The sequence below is a fragment of the Streptomyces sp. NPDC002580 genome, from assembly GCF_042889485.1.
Classification (GTDB): Bacteria; Actinomycetota; Actinomycetes; order Streptomycetales; family Streptomycetaceae; genus Streptomyces.
In genome coordinates, this window is the sequence record NZ_JBIAQZ010000003.1 from 346,578 (window position 1) to 363,724 (window position 17,147).

The following is a 17,147-nucleotide window of genomic DNA, read 5'->3' on the forward strand; positions in this document are numbered from 1 at the left end:
CCCGTTCGGCCTTCGCGGGGCGCCGATCAGGTTGACGCATGGTCAGCTGGGAGGGTGCAGCTACTCCCCGACGGTGCCCGGCGGTTGGCGGCCTGGTGTGTCGTGATCCTGCTGGCCGCCGGTGTGGGATGGGTGGGTGTCCTGCTGTGCGGGGAATTCCGCAGCGCGGTGGTACCGGTGCTTCTCGCGCTGCTCGGTACCGCCCTGCTCGGGCCGCTGTACCAGCGGATGGTCAAGGCACGGGTCAACCGTTCCCTCGCCGCCGCCCTCACCTGCGTCGCGGTGGTCGTGGTGGTCGGCGGGGCCGGTTACGTCGTCGTCGCCGCGCTCGTCCACACCGGTGGACAGATCGTGGACTCCCTCCGGCAGGCCGCGAATTCCGTCGCCGGACACTTCGGCGCCGTCGGCACCTCGCTCGACGATCTCGCCGCCAACTCCAAGGACCTGCTGACCGAGTTCGGCGGCACGGCCGCGTCCAACGTCATCAGCGGCGTCAGCGTCGTCGGCCAGACCCTCGCCATGGCCCTGCTCGCCCTGCTGCTCATCTTCTTCTTCCTGCGGGACTCGCACCGGGTGGCCGGCACCCTGCGGTCACTCGCCCCCCGGGGCACCGCCGACCTCGTCGAGGCCATGGCCCGGCGCGCCTTCGAGGCCGTCGAGGGGTTCATGCGCGGGACGACGATCATCGCGTTCATCGACGCCGTCTGCATCACCGTCGGGCTCCTGATCCTGCGGGTCCCGGGTGCGGTGGGGCTCGGCGCGCTCGTCTTCGTGGGCGCGTACATCCCCTATCTCGGCGCGTTCATCTCCGGGGCGGTGGCCGTGCTGGTCGCGCTCGCGGACCGGGGGTTCGCGATCGCGCTGTGGGCGCTCGGGCTCGTCCTCGCCGTGCAGATGCTGGAGGGGTACGGCCTCCAGCCGATGATCCAGAGCCGGAAGCTGCAGATGCATCCGGCCGTGGTGCTGCTGGCGATCACGGCGGGCGCGTCCGTCGCGGGCGTCCTCGGCATGCTGCTCGCCGTACCGCTGACGGCGGCGGCGTTCGGCATCCTGCACGAACTCCGCGTGCGCTACGCGCGGCAGGGGCCGGAGGGGCCGGGTCTTCCCGGACCCGGGACGCCCGGGGTCCCGGGGGCGCCGGGACCCTCCGAGGACTCGTAGCGAGGTGCCGCGGGTGGTGTGTCGCCGGTGGTGGCCGTCAGTTGAGGTCCGGTCGCTCTCCGAGCGTCTCGAAGGCCGACGGGAGCGCGGAGTCCCGTGAGGTGCCGGGCTCCCCGGAGTCCGTCCGCGAAGCCTCGGAGAACTCGAACCAGATGCTCTTGCCCTCGCCCCGCGGGTACACGCCCCACGCGTCCGCGAGCAGTTCGACGAGGACCAGCCCGCGTCCGGACGAGGCCAGTTCCCCGGGGTGCCGCCGGTGCGGCAGGTCGTCGCTGCCGTCGGTGACCTCGATCCGCATCCGCCGCCCGCCCGGATCGCCCGTCACCTCGGCGACGAGCAGCGCGTCGGCGTCGGTGTGCACGAGGACGTTGGTGACCATCTCCGAGACGAGCAGGACCGCGGAGTCGAGCTGATCGGCGGAGGCCCAGTCGTGCAGGAGCTCCCGCAGCTGCTGCCGGGCCTCCGCGATCCGCTCGGGTTCGGCCTGCGCCACGCTCAGCATCGTGCGGCGCACCGTCGTCCGTACGACCCGGTCCGTGTCGTCGTGGGCGCCCGTCCCGCCCAGCCGGGACAGCAGCAGCACCGCGATGTCGTCCTCGCGACGGTCGGCCAGCGGACCGGTGGTGTGGTGGGAGGAGGGCCCGTGCACGGCCTGGACGAGCGCGTCGGCGAGTTCCTCCATGTCGCCGTCGTGGGATTCGAGCGTCCGGCGGATGCGGCGCCAGCCGGTGTCGAGGTCGTGGCCGCCGGTCTCTATGAGCCCGTCGGTGCAGACCAGCATGGTCTCGCCCGGTTCGAGGACGAGCCGGGTGGTGGGGTAGTCGGCGTCCGGGTCGATGCCGAGCGGCAGGCCGCCCGCCGTGGGACGCGTCAGCACCGTCCCGTCCGCCATGCGGATCGCGGGGTCGGGGTGTCCGGCGCGGGCGATGTCGAGGGTCCCGGTCCCCGGGTCGACCTCGACGTAGAGGCAGGTCGCGAAGCGCACGTCGTCGGGGTCCACCGGGTCGCCGCCCTCGTCGGTGCCGCCGCTGGACCCGTAGGTCACCGAGTCCGTGACCCCGTAGAGGAAGCGTGAGGCCCGTGACAGCACGGCGTCGGGACGGTGGCCCTCGGAGGCGTAGGCGCGCAGGGCCATCCGGAGCTGTCCCATCAGGCCCGCCGCGCGGACGTCGTGGCCCTGGACGTCACCGATGACCAGGGCGAACCGGCCGGCCGGCAGCGGGATCACGTCGTACCAGTCGCCGCCGACCTGGAGTCCGCCGCCGGTCGGCACGTAGCGCGCGGCGACGCTCATGCCCGGCATCTGCGGGCCGAGCGTCGGCATCATCGAGCGCTGGAGGCCGTCGGTCAGTTTCCGTTCGGTCTCGGCCGTCTCGGCGCGGGAGAGGGCCTGCGCGAGCATGCGGGCGACCGTCGTGAGGACCGAGCGCTCGTCGGGCGTGAAGGTGACGGGATAGGTGAAGGCGGCCATCCACGCGCCCATGGTGCTGCCGGCGACGGTGAGCGGCAGGAACGCCCAGGACTGCCGCCCGAAGTGGCGGGCGAGCGGCCAGGAGGCCGGGTAGCGCTCCTTGTAGTCCTCGGGGGACGAGAGGTAGACCGCGCGGCCCGTACGGACGACCTCGGCGGCCGGGTAGTCCGTGGTCAGCGACATGTCGCTGAAGGGTCCCTCGGCGCCCGGCTGGTGGCCGTGGTGGCCGATGATCGTCAGCCGGTCGCCCTCCGCGCCGAAGACGGCGAGCCCGTCGGGTGAGAAGCCGGGCATCGACAGCCCCGCCGCCACCCGCAGCACCTCCGCCGTGGACCGCGCCTCGGCCAGCGCCCGTCCCGCGTCCAGCAGGAAGGCCTCCCGCGACCGGCGCCAGTCCCCGATGACGGGGGTGCGCGAGGCGGCGCCCGGAGACTGCTCGCTGACCTCCTGGAGGGTGCCGATCAGCTCGTACTGCCCGGTCTCGGGGTCGACCGTCGGCCGGGAGCGGCTGCGGACCGTGCGGAGCACCCGCCCGTGCTCGTCCATGATCCGCATCCTGGCCTCGGCGAGCGTGCCCTCGGCCACCGCCAGTTGCACCACCCCGTCCATCTCGTTCCAGTCGACGGGGTGGACGTGGGAGCGGGCGCCCGCCTCGGAGAGTGTCGTCCGCTCGGCGGGCATGCCGATGAGCCGTGCGGCTTCCGCGTCGAAGGTGACGAGGCCCGCGGTGTTGTCCCAGTGCCATACGCCGGTGGCGAGAGCGGCCAGGACGTCCCCCACGGCGGGCAGGGGCTCACCAGTGCGCATGGGCCCACTGTAGGAACAGGTGATCGGTGCCTGCCACCGATGCTGTCCAGGATGTCGAGCGGTAATGGTGAGAGGCGATCCTGGGCTGCCCGGTACCCTGGGAGTGTTTCACGTGAAACGAGCCCCCAATCCGCGAAGACTGGATGATCGACGATGCATCGGTACAGGTCCCACACGTGCGGCGAGCTCCGCGCCTCTGACGTCGGCAGCGACGTCCGGCTGAGCGGCTGGCTGCACAATCGCCGAGACCTGGGCGGCATCCTCTTCATCGATCTGCGCGATCACTACGGCATCACGCAGCTCGTCGCCCGCCCCGGCACTCCCGCCTACGAGGCCCTGGACAAGGTCTCGAAGGAGTCGACCGTCCGCATCGACGGCAAGGTCGTCTCGCGCGGTACGGAGAACGTGAACGCGGAGCTGCCGACCGGCGAGGTCGAGGTGGAGGTCGGCGAGGTCGAGCTGCTCGGCGCCGCCCAGCCGCTGCCGTTCACGATCAACGCCGAGGACGGCGTCAACGAGGAGCGGCGCCTGGAGTACCGCTTCCTCGACCTGCGCCGCGAGCGCATGCACCGCAACATCCTGCTGCGTACGGCCGTGATCTCCGCGATCCGTCACAAGATGACGGCGCTGGGCTTCAACGAGATGGCCACCCCGATCCTCAGCGCCACCTCCCCCGAGGGCGCGCGTGACTTCGTGGTCCCGTCCCGGCTGAACCCCGGCCGCTTCTACGCGCTCCCGCAGGCGCCGCAGCAGTTCAAGCAGCTGCTGATGATCTCGGGCTTCGACCGCTACTTCCAGATCGCGCCCTGCTTCCGCGACGAGGACGCCCGCGCGGACCGTTCGCCGGGCGAGTTCTACCAGCTCGACGTCGAGATGTCCTTCGTCGAGCAGGAGGACGTCTTCCAGCCCATCGAGAAGCTCATGACGGAGCTGTTCCAGGAGTTCGGCGGTGACCGTCAGGTCACCTCCCCCTTCCCGCGCATCCCGTTCCGCGAGTCGATGCTGAAGTACGGCTCCGACAAGCCGGACCTGCGGGCCCAGCTGGAGCTCACCGACATCACCGACATCTTCGAGGGCTCCGAGTTCAAGGCCTTCGCGGGCAAGCACGTGCGTGCCCTCGCGGTGCCGGACGTCTCGGGTCAGTCGCGGAAGTTCTTCGACGGTCTCGGTGACTACGCGGTCGAGCAGGGCGCGAAGGGTCTGGCGTGGGTGCGAGTGGGTGAGGACGGCTCGCTGACGGGCCCGATCGCCAAGTTCCTCACCGAGGACAACGTCGCCGAGCTGACCAAGCGCCTCTCGCTGGCCCCCGGCCACGCGGTGTTCTTCGGAGCGGGCGAGTTCGAAGAGGTCTCGAAGATCATGGGCGCGGTGCGGGTCGAGGCCGCGAAGCGCTCGGGCAACTTCGAGGAGAACGTCTTCCGCTTCTGCTGGATCGTCGACTTCCCGATGTACGAGAAGGACGAGGACACCGGCAAGATCGACTTCTCGCACAACCCGTTCTCGATGCCGCAGGGCGGTCTGGAGGCCCTGGAGACCCAGGACCCGCTGGACATCCTCGGCTGGCAGTACGACATCGTCTGCAACGGTGTCGAGCTGTCCTCCGGCGCGATCCGGAACCACGAGCCCGAGATCATGCTCAAGGCGTTCGAGATCGCGGGCTACGACCGGGAGACCGTCGAGGAGCAGTTCGCCGGCATGCTGCGCGCCTTCCGCTTCGGCGCCCCGCCGCACGGCGGCATCGCCCCGGGCGTCGACCGCATCGTCATGCTGCTCGCGGACGAGCCGAACATCCGCGAGACGATCGCGTTCCCGCTCAACGGCAACGCGCAGGACCTGATGATGGGCGCGCCCACGGAGCTGGACGAGACCCGGCTGCGCGAGCTGCACATCTCGGTGCGCAAGCCGCAGCCGAAGTAGGCGGCGCGCCCGGGGGACGGGCGGCGCCCGCCGCCGTGAGCGGGAGCGCTGACGGGGGCGTCGCGCGCTGACGCGAGCCTCACGCACGCGAAGCGGCCCGGAACCGACGTCGGTTCCGGGCCGCTTTCGTGTCCGCCGCGAAACCACAGTCCGCACCCACGCTGCTGACAGGTCGGCTCCCTAGCGTTCCGGCACATGACTGAGACCCAAGGACCCGCGCACAAAAGGAACATGACCCGACGCAAGGTCGTCATCGCCGGCGGGGCGGCCGTGGCGGCCGTGGGCGTGGGCGGCGCCATCGCCGCGACCGCGTCGGCGGGCGAGGTCGACAAGACTCCCGCCTCGGCCGCCTCGGGTGCGGAGGCCTGCTACGCGCTGACCTCCGAGACCACCGAGGGCCCCTACTACATCGACGCGGACAAGATCCGCCAGGACATCACCGAGGACGAGGAGGGCATCCCCCTGACCCTCAGGCTCAAGGTGATCGACGCCGAGACCTGCAAGCCGGCCAGGAACGCCGCCGTGGACCTGTGGCACTGCTCGGCGCTGGGTGTGTACTCCGGATACGAGGCGATGAGCAACGGAGGTGGTGGCGGTCCCTCGGGCGGCCCCACGGACGTGCCCTCCGGGACTCCGACCGGCGAACCCCCGTCGGGCGGTCCCGGCGGCGGCACCGGGGGCGGGCACGCCGAACCCACCGACGACGAGCGGTACCTGCGGGGCACCTGGAAGACCGACAAGCACGGGTACGTCACCTTCAGGACGGTCTTCCCCGGCTGGTACCAGGGACGCTGCGTCCACATCCACGTCAAGGTCCATGTGGACGGCACGTGGACCGACGCGGGCTACGAGGGCGGGCACACCTGCCACACCGGCCAGCTCTTCTTCGACGAGAAGTCGGTCCTGGCGTCGGCGGAGGTCGCCCCGTACTCCACGAACACCACGACCCGCACGACGCTGGACGAGGACACGATCTACCCGGACAACGGTCACGCGGGCGGGCTCCTGTACCTCACGTACGACAAGAAGCGCATCGCGAAGGGTGTCCACGCCCGTCTGACGCTGGGCGTCGCCCCGGACGAGACCCACGACAGCACGGACACCCAGCCGAGCGCGTCGGCCTCGGCGTCCTGACCCCTCCCGACACACAAGGGGCCCGGAACACCACGGGTTCCGGGCCCTCCCCGTGCGGGGCTTGATCAGCTCTGCTCCGAAGCGCTCTCCGGGCCGCGCAGGGCTTCGCCGAACAGTTCTTCGGTGTGCGCGACCGTGCCGACCCGGTCGAGCCAGTCGCCGAGATTGACGTCCAGGAACTCGTATTCGGGGACCGGGGAAACGTTCACGCCGCCGTGGCCAGTTCGCACCAGATGAACTTGCCTGCGCTCTCGGGGGCTTGAGATCCGCCGAGCCGGTACCAGCCCCAGTCGTCCACGCATCCCTGCACGAGGGCGAGCCCGCGTCCGGATTCGCACAGTGCTCCTGGTGGAGCAGGGGCCGGCGGCGTCGGGTCCGCGTCCCACACGCCGATGCGGAGTACCCCGCGGGCCCAGCGGAGACGTATGGCCGCGGGGCTCTTGGTGTGCTGCACGGCGTTGGTGACCAGCTCGGTCGCGACGAGTTCGGCCACCTCCGCGAGATGCGGCAGGCCGTGCAGGGCGAGGATCAGACGGAGGGCGCGGCGGCAGATCGTGACGGCACGGGGGTCGTTGGGGACGGAGAGGGTGTACTCCCAGCGGTCGTCGGGTTCGCCGGTTTCGGGCATGCGGGACTCCTGGTCAGGGAGGGGGTGGCGGTCGTCGGGCGGTGGCAGTGTCGTCGCCGCCGTGGCAGGGCGGGGCGGTGCGCTTCCGGGGTCCCGGTGTTCCGCAGGGTGTGCGTCGTGTCACTGACGGTAGGGCATTAATTTCTGCCCATGCAAGCCGCTCGCGTAATCTGACTCCGGATGAGCGAGACGAACCGGCGCTCGCACAGGGCTCGTTGAGAGGAATCGGCACGCATGCCACCGAGGAGTCAGCCGACCGCTCGTCAGGTCCGCCTCGGCACTGAGCTGCGTCGACTGCGCGAAGCCGTCGGTATGACGGCTCGGGACGTAGCCCAGTTCCTGGGATCGACGTCTGCGCAGATGAGTCAGATGGAGGCGGGGATCGCGGGGGTCAGCGAGGACCGCCTGCGTCGGCTCGCGGCGCATTACGCCTGCGCGGACGAGGCGTTGACCGATGCGCTCGTTGTGCTGGCGACGGATCGAACGCGTGGATGGTGGGAACAGTACGCACGGGTGCTGCCGCCGGTGTTCCGTGACTTGGCGGAGCTGGAGCATCACGCGCGCTTCATGCAGGTGATCGCCACCGCACACGTACCCGGTCTGCTTCAGACGGAGGACTACGCCCGCGCTGTGCTCGCCTACCGGGTTCCCGAGCTTCCGGACGCGGAGTTGGAGCCCAGGCTGACGCACCGGATGCGCCGGAAAGCGGTCCTCTCGCGAGAGGCGGCGGCTTCCTACGAGGCGGTGGTGCACGAATCCGCGTTGCGCACCCGTGTCGCGGACCGGCGAGTGGCGCGCGCCCAGCTCGACGAGTTGCTGCGGGCGTCGGAGCTGCTCAACGTCTCGGTACGAGTGATTCCGTTCGACGTCGACGGATTCGCGGGGGCCAGTTCGATGATGTTGTACGCGGGCGGTGAGGTGACCGAGCTGGACACCGTGCAGCGGGACGCGCCGTACGGCTCGGTCTTCCTGGACGTCCCCGCCCAACTCCTCGCCATGCGAACACTCTTCCGTAAGGTGGAGTCGGCCTCTCTGGAGCCTGCCAAGTCGCGGGACTTCATACATCGACTGGCGAAGGAGATCTAGATCGTGACCCAGTGGCAGAAGTCCTCGTTCTCCGGCCCCGGTGACGGCAACGAATGCCTGGAGCTCGCCCGTGCGGAGGGCACCTTGCTGCTCCGCGAGAGCGATGACCCGGAACGAATACTCGCCGTCACCCGGCAGGGGCTGGCCGGGCTTCTGCGTCGGCTCCGGGTGGGCCGCGCCGGGTGACCATCCTGCCCGTCGGGGTGGTGCGCGTCAGGCGCGCTGGGCCTTCGCCATGCGGGCGACTTCTCTCTCGACGAGAGCCAGGGGGAAGTGGTCGCTGCGGTCCATGGCCAGCATCGTGAAGTACCCGGTGACACCCCCGACTCGCACGAGGATGTGCTCCTCGTTCCGTACGGAGACACGACGGCCGCTGCGCAGGTCGGGCGCCTGTTTCACCGGGACGGTGATCCGGAAGGCGATCGACTCGTCGCCGAGCCGGGGGATCTTCTCCGGCTCGACGTGCGCGGTGTACTTCCCCGTGAAGCCGACGCCGGTGAAGTCGTGACAGGTGGTCAGTGAAGTACGGGCACGGTCGAAGGCATTCTCCGCTCCCGTGCCCGGGTAAGAGGCGAGTGTGGCACCACCGGGCCAGATGCTGTCCAACCAGTTGATGTTCTGGTCCACGGCGACCGATGCGTCGGTGGCGTCGACCGCGTCGAGCAGCGTCTGGCAAGTGGCGTTCGAGGCCGGCGGGAAGGTGCTGTCCGAGTCGTCGGGTGACCGCTCGTCCAGCGAGATGTGCGGGGTGCCCGCCACATCGTCACCGGTGAGGGCGATGGATTTCAGGGCCTGGGCGGAGAGCGGTGGTCCCGGCGCGATGGACGTGGCCGAGACGGCGCCGGGTGAACCGCTTGTGGCCGGGGAGCCGGGCCTTCCCCCGCCCGGGCCGGCGCAGGCCGTGATCCCCCACACGGTCAGTGCCGCACCCACCAGCAGCCACCCGTTTCTCCGTACCCGCACCTGCGTCCGCACTCGTGCCCCTCAGCCGCTCGTGACTCAAGGGACCCGATGCTAACGGTCGGGGGCGCTTGTCAGGGGCACGCCGGGAAGAGAGATCCGCTCAGACGTCGTACGTGCCGTCCCACGGTTCGGAGAAGCCGAGGCGGTCCGGGTACAGCTCGGCCCAGGCCTCGCCCTCGTCGACGCCGGTCAGCAGGCCGAACAGCACCCCGTCGACGGTGAGCTGGAAAGGCCGTATCGCGATGTCCGTGTACGAGCGCCGGGGCAGGCTGCGCAGCAGCTTGGCCAGGTGGACACGGGCGTGCGAGAGCACCGAGTCGTCCCCATGGGGATCTCGCTGCTGTTCGGCCCAGGTGCCGGCGCACCAGACCTCCGAGTCGCGGTAGCGGCCCTCGGAGTCGAAGGTGTGGAGGACCGTGTACAGACGTTTGTGCTCTTCCCAGCCGTCGTCAGGACGGAACCCTTCGGGGAAGGCGTACGTGATCGACGCCAGGAACTGACCGTCCGCGTACCGGCCGATCGTCTCGGTGCGGTGCTTCGGTTCGTAGGCGATCGGAATGACCTCGGGGACTGCCATGGCGGAAACCATACGGGTGATTGAAGGCCTTGTGGAGCCGGGGTCCATTCCGGATCGGCGGGACCGGACAGAAGGCATCTTTCCCCGCTCGTCACGGTCTCGGCGCCGGGCTGTCACCGGGTCGTCACCGGTTCCCACCAGGACTCCAGCGGGTCTCCGTCGAGTCTTCGGCGCCCCGCGACGGCGATGTGGACGGAAGGGGACGGCACAGCGGAAGGGGGCACGGGACGACTGGTCCCGTGCCCCCTTCCGTGGGTGCCGATGCTCAGGAGAGTGACTTGTAACCGCTCCAGCCGGTGGCGATCTTCGTGCGCGACCCGAACGATCCCTTGCCGTCGCCGTCGTTGCGGTACAGGTTGCCGCCGGTGTCCCGGGAGACCAGGTCGGCCCTGCCGTCGTCGGTGATGTCGCCGACGCCGACGACCACGTTGTAGGAGGAGCCCCAGTCGGAGAACACCTTCACGCGGGCGGCGAAGGTTCCGTCGCCCTTGCCGTTGTAGCGGTAGAGGGTGTCGGACGTGTCCTGGGCGAGCAGGTCGCCGATGCCGTCGCCGTTGAGGTCGCCGGTACCGAGGATCTTCTTGTAGCCCTTCCAGCCGTCGTAGAGCTTCACGCGGGCGGACAGGGTTCCGGTGCTCGTCCCCTTGTAGAGGTAGACGGTCCCGCTGGACGCGACGCGCGCGATCAGGTCGGGGCGGCCGTCGCCGCTGACATCGCCGGGCGAGGTCAGGACGTCGTACTGCGTCCAGCCGCTCGTCGCCAGCGTGGTGTACGACGTCGTCGGCTTGACGGCGGCGTTGCAGCCCGGCTTGTACAGCCGCAGGGCCCCGCTGCTCAGCCGTACGAGCACGTCGTTGCAGCGGTCGCCGTTCGCGTCGCCGAAGGGGACCGCCTTGACGGAGGTGGCCCAGCCGGTGCCGGTGCTCTTGTCGCCGAACGTGCCCGTCCCCGTGCCCCGCTGGACGGTCAGACCGCCGGAGGAGTTGAGGGTGAGCAGGTCGCCGCGTCCGTCCGGGCCGTCGACGCTGCCGAAGTCGTGGCGCACGGCGGCTCCCCTGAGCAGGAAGCCTTCACCGGAGGTCAGGGTGACGGGGGCGGAGGTGCCCAGACCCGTCGCCTTCAGCGTCCAGGCGAACTCCCCGTTGGGGAAGTGGACACCGGCGGCGGTCTTGCCGTTCCAGTTCGCGGACACCCGGGCGGAGGCCGCGCCCCCGGTGAACGTGCGGGTGGCCCTTCCGGCCGAGCCGCTCTGCTTCGAGGTGAGGGTCAGCGACCAGGAGGTGACCGGACGGGACAGCTGCCAGTCCCCGGTCCACGCGTCGGACGCACCCGGTTCGAGGAAACTGGGGGCCTCGCTCCGGAAGACGGTCGTCGCCGACGGCGTGATGCCGGTGGTGGCCACGTGCGTCTGCTCGAACGAGTCGATCCAGGCGACCAGGCCCGTGTACTCGTCGACGGCCCACCGGTGGCGGCGGTCCGTGGCCGGACCGGTGCCGGGGACGTCGGAGGCGATCGGGCGGGTGGCGCCGGTGGCCGTCTCGGTCAGGACCAGCCGGCCGGCGGCGTGGTCGTGGCGGACGGTGAAGCCGTCGCCGAGGAGCACGTCGCCGGGGGTCACCGAACGGGACGTACCGGCCTGGGAGTCGTAGACGCCCGCCGAGTCCGTGCCGCACGACCAGTACACCCAGCGGCCCGCAGCCTGGAGTTCGCTCGGCACGCAGCCGAGGCCCGGAACCGTCACCGTGGCGAGGGTCTTCTCCTCGGCCAGACTGTAGGAGGTGAGCTTGCCCGAGGTGGAGGCGCTCCACAGGGTCGAGCCGTTCAGGGCGGCGGTGCGGACCGAGCGCTTCAGCAGTCGGCCGTAGCCGAACCTCCCGACGTACTGCTCCGGCGCGGAGCCGCCGGAGTTGTAGACGGCGTAGTCGTCGGAGACGTCGACGATCGAGCCTCCCGAAGTGCCGAACTCCAGCGTGGTGTTGGACCACTCGTCGCCGATGGCGACCAGCCTGTCCGCGTCCTCCAGACCGCTGCCGCCCTCGTCGCCGTCGTAGAAGGTGTCGAGGTAGACGTCCTCGGGGGCCGTTCCGCTGTTGCCCCACATCGGCGCGCAACTGGTGTCCGGGTACGGGCACACGGGGCGTACCGAGTCGCCGGTCCTCGGGGCGGACGCGGTCAGCTCGGTGCCGCCGTTCGTGGTGAGCGTGCGCACGGTCGTGGTGTCCGAGCCACTGCTCGCGCTGTCCTCCGCCACGCGCAGGCTGCCCCGGCTGAGCGCGAGCCCGGTCTTGGGGTTCTCGTACGGGACGACCTTGTGCAGCTTCTCCAGCCGCGGGGTGCCGTCGGTGCCGGGGGAGACGCGCTGGACCCACCAGTCGGCGGCGCCGCCGCCACCGGTGACGAGGGCGTCGCCGTCGGGGGTGGCCAGCGGAGTCCCGTACGACCGGGTCAGCAGGGTCTTCGTGGTGGCGTCGGTGAGGGACCTGGCCGTGACACCGCCGCCGTTCACGGCGAGGACCAGCCAGTCGCCGACGAGGACGGGCACGGGCGAGCCGTCGATCTCCTCGCCCGCCACCGGGACCGTCTCCTCGGCGGCGAGGTCGGCACGCGGTTTGAGGTGCAGTCCGGCGGCCTCCGTGTACCAGCCGACGCGGTCGCCGGTGAGCACCAGTTCGGGGGAGGCGTCCAGGCCGGTGAAGACCGGGGTGAGCCGGGCGGTCGCGAAGTCGAGGTAGCTGACGGCGTACGACTCGGTGTCGCCGTTCTCGTCGTGGACGGCGTGGGTCAGCAGGAAGCCGTGCTCGTCGCCGGTGCGCGAGCCGGTCATGTTCCCCGGGTATCCGGCGATCAGACGGTCGCGCTGCTTGCCGTCGGCGAGGTCGACGAGGTGCATGCGGTAGCCCTCGAGCTCTTCGCCGTCGACGACGCCGTTCCACTCGATGGTGACGACCGTCTCGCCGTAGGTGCCGACGTAGTCGGCCGACTGGCTGAGGTCGACGGTCCGCAGGGCGCCGCCGTCCGGCTTCCACAGGGACACCGGGTCGCCGTAGGACGCGTGCGGCAGGGCCACGGTGTCGGCACCCTGCCCGTACATGCCCGAGGGGCAGCGCGCCTGGAGGTCGTAGCAGGTGGTGGTGGTCGGCTTGTAGATCCCGGTCGGTCCCTGGACGGTGACGGTGGTGTCGTCCTCGTAGTCCGTCCACAGCAGGCCCGCGACCGCGGACTGCCGGTGCAGGAATCCGGTCGCGCCCGCCGAGAGCAGCCGGTCGGAGCGCGGGGTCTCCTTGCTCGGATCGTCCAGCAGGAGCTCCGTCGTCCCTGCGGTGCCGACCGCCGGGGCGGCCTGGGCGCTGCCGGCGCCGTCCGGTGTGCCGGAGAAAAGCGTGATGGTGCCGGCCGCCAGGGCGACCGTGAGTGCGGAGACGAGGACGGCCGGGCCGCCGCGTCTCGGGGCGTGTCTGCCCACGTGAACTGTCCCTCCCCGCGAGGGCCCCCGCCCTCGCACAAGTGCGCGGACTTTACCAGGGCTTGACCGGTGCCCTGGCGGGGAGGGTGCCGTATCGCCGCAGGTGGGCCGGGTCGGGCCGACCTGCGGCGGGCGGCGTCACTTCGCCACGTACTGGGTGAGGATCGCCTGGACCTCGTAGATGTCGACGCCCTTGGTGAAGGTCTTCTGGATGGGGAGCGCGGTGCCGGAGATCCAGATCTTGAGCTCGGCGTCGAGGTCGAAGGTGCCGGCGGTCTCCACGGCGAAGTGCGTGATGCTGCGGTAAGGGACGGAGTGGTACTCCACCTTCTTGCCGGTGATGCCCTGCTTGTCGACCATGATCAGGCGTCGGTCGGTGAACAGCATGACGTCGCGGATGAGTTGGTACGCCGCGTGGACCTGCTCGTTCTGTCCCAGCAGACGGGCGAAGTCCTGCCGCGCCGAGGCCGGGTCGATGGTGTGCGCGTTCCCGAAGAGCGCCATGGATGAACCCCCCATTCGGTGGACCCTCGGTCCACTCATGTACCAGGAAGCCGAAGGCTTCACGTGATCTTGGCATATATACAGTTCGCACCGCGGTGCGGACAGAGGGCGCGGTCGAGGGCCCCGGGTACGCGAAGAGCCCGGGAACCGTTCGTTCCCGGGCTCTTGCCGAACCGTCGCCGCCCACCGGGCGGTGGCCGCCCGGTGGCTGCCGGCGCTACTCAGGCGCGCCGCCGAAGCGCTCCTTGTACGACTCCAGGTCCTCGTCCGTGATCTTGGCGAAGAGGACCGGGGGAACGGTGAAGGGGGTGCCGGAGGGAAGGAAGGACAGGGCACGGGCCTCGTCCGCGCTCACCCAGACCGCCGTGTCGTCCGCGAGGGCGAACGCGGAGCGCATCGCGCGGGCGGACGCCGGGATGAAGGGTTCCGAGACCACCGAGTACAGGTGGATCAGGTTCATCGCCGTGCGGAGCGTCAGCGCCGCGCCCTCGGGGTCGGTCTTGATCTCCAGCCAGGGGGCCTTCTCCTCCAGGTAGGAGTTGCCCGCGGACCACAGGGCGCGCAGCGCGGCGGCCGCCTTGCGGAACTGGAGGGCCTCCATCTGGGTCTCGTACTCCGCGAGCAGGCCCGCGATCTCCTCGCCCAGCTTCGCCTCGGCCTCGCCGGCCTCCGAGCCCGCCGGGACCTCCTCGCCGAAGCGCTTCTTGGAGAAGGACAGGACGCGGTTGACGAAGTTGCCGAGGGTGTCGGCGAGGTCCTTGTTGACCGTGGTGGTGAAGTGCTCCCAGGTGAACGACGAGTCGTCCGACTCGGGGGCGTTGGCGATGAGGAAGTAGCGCCAGTAGTCGGCGGGCAGGATCTCCAGGGCGTGGTCGGTGAAGACACCGCGCTTCTGGGACGTGGAGAACTTCCCGCCGTAGTACGTCAGCCAGTTGAAGGCCTTGACGTAGTCGACCTTCTTCCACGGCTCGCGCACGCCCAGCTCGGTGGCCGGGAACATCACGGTGTGGAAGGGCACGTTGTCCTTCGCCATGAACTGCGTGTAGCGGACCGGGTTCTCGCCGGAGTCCGCGTCGTACCACCAGGACTTCCAGTCACGGTTCTCGGCGTCCTCGCCGGACTGGTCGGCCCACTCCTTCGTCGCGCCGATGTACTCGATCGGGGCGTCGAACCAGACGTAGAAGACCTTGCCCTCGGCGGCCAGTTCCGGCCAGGTGTCGGCGGGGACCGGGACGCCCCAGTCCAGGTCACGGGTGATCGCGCGGTCGTGCAGGCCCTCGGTCAGCCACTTGCGGGCGATGGAGGAGGCGAGCTGCGGCCACTCGGACTCGTGCCGGGCCACCCACTCCTCGACCTCGTGCTGGAGCCTCGACTGGAGGAGGAAGAGGTGCTTCGTCTCGCGGACCTCCAGGTCCGTCGAGCCGGAGATCGCCGAACGCGGGTCGATCAGGTCCGTGGGGTCCAGGACGCGCGTGCAGTTCTCGCACTGGTCGCCGCGGGCCTTGTCGTAACCGCAGTGCGGGCAGGTGCCCTCGACATAGCGGTCCGGGAGGAAACGGCCGTCGGTGGGCGAGTACACCTGGCGGATCGCGCGCTCCTCGATGAAGCCGTTCTCGTTCAGGCGGCGCGCGAAGTGCTGGGTGATCTCGCGGTTCTCCGGGCTGGAGCTGCGGCCGAAGTAGTCGAAGGCCAGCTCGAAGCCGTCGTACACGGCCTTCTGCGCGTCGTGCGCCTGCGCGCAGAACTCGGCGACCGGCACGCCGCGCTCCTTGGCCGCCAGCTCGGCGGGGGTGCCGTGCTCGTCCGTCGCGCAGATGTACAGGACCTCGTGACCGCGCTGGCGGAGGTACCGGGAGTACACGTCCGCCGGGAGCATGGACCCCACCATGTTGCCCAGGTGCTTGATCCCGTTGATGTACGGAAGGGCGCTGGTGATGAGGTGTCGAGCCATCGCGGGCTGCTCCCAAGTCGCTACGTGGGGCGACGACCGCGTCGGATTTCCGGTGGGCGTCCCGTCGCCGGTGAACCTTGAAATCGTAGCCGACACGGGTGGGCCGCCCGCTTCCCGTTTTACAGCGTGGGAAGGGGGCGGCCCGGGGTGGGGGTGGCGCCGGAGGCTACGGGCGCCAGTTCTCCAGCACGCCGTCGTAGACCTCGACGTCCGTCAGCTCGCGCGGGGCCGGGCCCGCGTGGAAGAAGGCCGTGTTGCCGGTCTTCAGCTTGCGCAGGTAGTCGAAGGCCTTGTTGTCGTACTCGCCGAAGGCGACGAACGAGAAGAAGACGTCCGGGTGGTCCTTCGCCGCGGCCGCGAGGGACTGGGTGGCGGGGGTCTTGGCGTCCGGGGCGCCGTCCGTCTGGAAGATCACCAGGGCCGGGTCGGTGGTGCCGGACTTCCGGTGGCGCGAGACGACTTCCTCCACCGCGACGTGGTAGCTCGTACGGCCCATGCGGCCGAGGCCGGCGTGCAGGTCGTCGACCTTGTTCTCGTGCTCGGCGAGGGTGAGGGCGCCGGTGCCGTCCAGCTCGGTGGAGAAGAACACGACGTCGACGGTCGCGTCCGCGTCCAGGTGGGCGGCGAGGGCGAGGGCCTGCTCGCCGAGGGCCTGGGCGGAGCCGTCCTTGTAGTACGCCCGCATCGACGAGGAGCGGTCGAGGACGAGGTAGACCTTGGCGCGCTTGCCGGTGAGGTTCCGCTTCTGGAGGGCGGTGCCGGCCTCCTGGTAGGCCGTGACCAGGTCCGGGGCCTGGGCCTTGACGTCGCTCAGCGCCGAGGCGGAATCGGCTCCCGCCGCGGGGAGCGGTTCGGCTTCTGCCGCCGGGGTCGGTTCCGGGTCGGCCTCGGTTTCCGCGACTGCGGGCTCGTCCACCGGCACGACCACGGGGGCCTCGGCGACGGGCTCGGGCTCGACGACCGGCTCGACCTCGGCGACGGGCTCAGCCTCGACCGCAACCTCGGCGACCGGCTCGGGCTCGGTGACCGGTGCGACCTCGACCTCGGCCTCGGCGGCGGGCTCCGCCTCGGGGGCGACGTCGGCCTCAGGGGTGGCCTTGACCTCTGCCTCGGCGACCGGCTCTGCCTCGGCGACGGGCTCTGCGGCAGCCTCGACGACCGGCTCCGCCTCAGCGACGGGCTCGGCGACCGGCTCCGCCTCAGCGACGGGCTCGGCGACCGGCTCCGCCTCAGCGGCGGGTTCGGCGGCGGCCTCGGGCTCAGCCTCGACGACCGGCTCTGCCTCGGCCTCGGCGACGGGTTCCGCCTCGGCCTCGGGCTCGACGACCGGCTCCGCCTCGGCGACCGGCTCCGCCTCCGCGACGGGCTCGGCCTCGGTGGCCGGCTCGACCTCGGCGACGGGTTCCGCCTCGGCCTCGGGCTCGACGACCGGCTCCGCCTCGGCGACCGGCTCCGCCTCCGCGACGGGCTCGGCCTCGGTGGCCG

General features: G+C 70.6%; 14 protein-coding genes. 5 read left to right on the plus strand and 9 right to left on the minus strand.

Annotation, left to right across the window (positions count from 1 at the left end):
* The first annotated feature begins 54 nt into the window (after positions 1-54).
* Complete coding sequence (locus ACFYW7_RS12520) at positions 55-1,161, plus strand: AI-2E family transporter (RefSeq protein ID WP_389501017.1); 1,107 nt, start codon at positions 55-57, stop codon at positions 1,159-1,161.
* A gap of 37 nt (positions 1,162-1,198) precedes the next feature.
* On the opposite strand, the gene ACFYW7_RS12525 is transcribed toward ACFYW7_RS12520, so the two are convergent.
* The gene (locus ACFYW7_RS12525; protein ID WP_389501019.1) at positions 1,199-3,439 is read right to left on the minus strand and encodes a SpoIIE family protein phosphatase; all 2,241 of its coding nucleotides are present in this window, start codon (positions 3,437-3,439) and stop codon (positions 1,199-1,201) included.
* Positions 3,440-3,592: 153 nt separating this feature from the next.
* Here ACFYW7_RS12525 and aspS point away from each other — a divergent pair, with 153 nt between their 5' ends.
* On the plus strand, positions 3,593-5,356 hold the full coding sequence (gene aspS, locus ACFYW7_RS12530) for an aspartate--tRNA ligase (RefSeq protein ID WP_389501021.1): 1,764 nt from the start codon (positions 3,593-3,595) through the stop codon (positions 5,354-5,356).
* A 231-nt stretch (positions 5,357-5,587) separates the two neighbouring features.
* On the plus strand, positions 5,588-6,490 hold the full coding sequence (locus ACFYW7_RS12535) for an intradiol ring-cleavage dioxygenase (RefSeq protein ID WP_389501023.1): 903 nt from the start codon (positions 5,588-5,590) through the stop codon (positions 6,488-6,490).
* Positions 6,491-6,555: 65 nt separating this feature from the next.
* On the opposite strand, the gene ACFYW7_RS12540 is transcribed toward ACFYW7_RS12535, so the two are convergent.
* On the minus strand, positions 6,556-6,699 hold the full coding sequence (locus tag ACFYW7_RS12540) for a hypothetical protein (protein ID WP_389501025.1): 144 nt from the start codon (positions 6,697-6,699) through the stop codon (positions 6,556-6,558).
* Entirely contained in the window at positions 6,696-7,118 is a 423-nt protein-coding gene (locus tag ACFYW7_RS12545; RefSeq protein ID WP_389501027.1) for an ATP-binding protein, read from the minus strand. Before ACFYW7_RS12545 ends, ACFYW7_RS12540 begins: the two co-directional genes overlap by 4 nt.
* A 234-nt stretch (positions 7,119-7,352) precedes the next feature.
* Here ACFYW7_RS12545 and ACFYW7_RS12550 point away from each other — a divergent pair, with 234 nt between their 5' ends.
* Positions 7,353-8,204 carry a helix-turn-helix domain-containing protein gene (locus tag ACFYW7_RS12550; protein ID WP_389501029.1) on the plus strand — a complete coding sequence of 284 codons (852 nt, stop codon included), beginning with the start codon at positions 7,353-7,355 and terminating at the stop codon, positions 8,202-8,204.
* 3 nt (positions 8,205-8,207) lie between these two features.
* Positions 8,208-8,390 (plus strand): DUF397 domain-containing protein, encoded by a 183-nt coding sequence (locus tag ACFYW7_RS12555; RefSeq protein ID WP_389501031.1) that lies wholly within the window; start codon positions 8,208-8,210, stop codon positions 8,388-8,390.
* 27 nt (positions 8,391-8,417) lie between these two features.
* Here ACFYW7_RS12555 and ACFYW7_RS12560 read toward each other — a convergent pair whose 3' ends face one another.
* The 6 genes from ACFYW7_RS12560 to ACFYW7_RS12585 all read right to left on the minus strand — a co-directional run.
* Positions 8,418-9,137 carry a hypothetical protein gene (locus tag ACFYW7_RS12560; RefSeq protein ID WP_389501033.1) on the minus strand — a complete coding sequence of 240 codons (720 nt, stop codon included), beginning with the start codon at positions 9,135-9,137 and terminating at the stop codon, positions 8,418-8,420.
* 130 nt (positions 9,138-9,267) lie between these two features.
* Entirely contained in the window at positions 9,268-9,744 is a 477-nt protein-coding gene (locus tag ACFYW7_RS12565; RefSeq protein WP_389501035.1) for a hypothetical protein, read from the minus strand.
* A 265-nt stretch (positions 9,745-10,009) separates the two neighbouring features.
* Positions 10,010-13,207 (minus strand): FG-GAP repeat domain-containing protein, encoded by a 3,198-nt coding sequence (locus ACFYW7_RS12570; protein WP_389501037.1) that lies wholly within the window; start codon positions 13,205-13,207, stop codon positions 10,010-10,012.
* Between the two features lie 138 nt (positions 13,208-13,345).
* Positions 13,346-13,711, minus strand: a complete 366-nt coding sequence (locus tag ACFYW7_RS12575) for a PH domain-containing protein (protein ID WP_389501040.1) — start codon at positions 13,709-13,711, stop codon at positions 13,346-13,348.
* A 217-nt stretch (positions 13,712-13,928) separates the two neighbouring features.
* Positions 13,929-15,662, minus strand: coding sequence for a methionine--tRNA ligase (gene metG / locus ACFYW7_RS12580; RefSeq protein ID WP_389501042.1), 1,734 nt, complete (start codon positions 15,660-15,662; stop codon positions 13,929-13,931).
* Positions 15,663-15,828: 166 nt separating this feature from the next.
* Positions 15,829-17,147 (minus strand): VWA domain-containing protein (locus tag ACFYW7_RS12585; protein WP_389501045.1); only part of this gene is annotated, 1,319 nt, incomplete at its 5' end.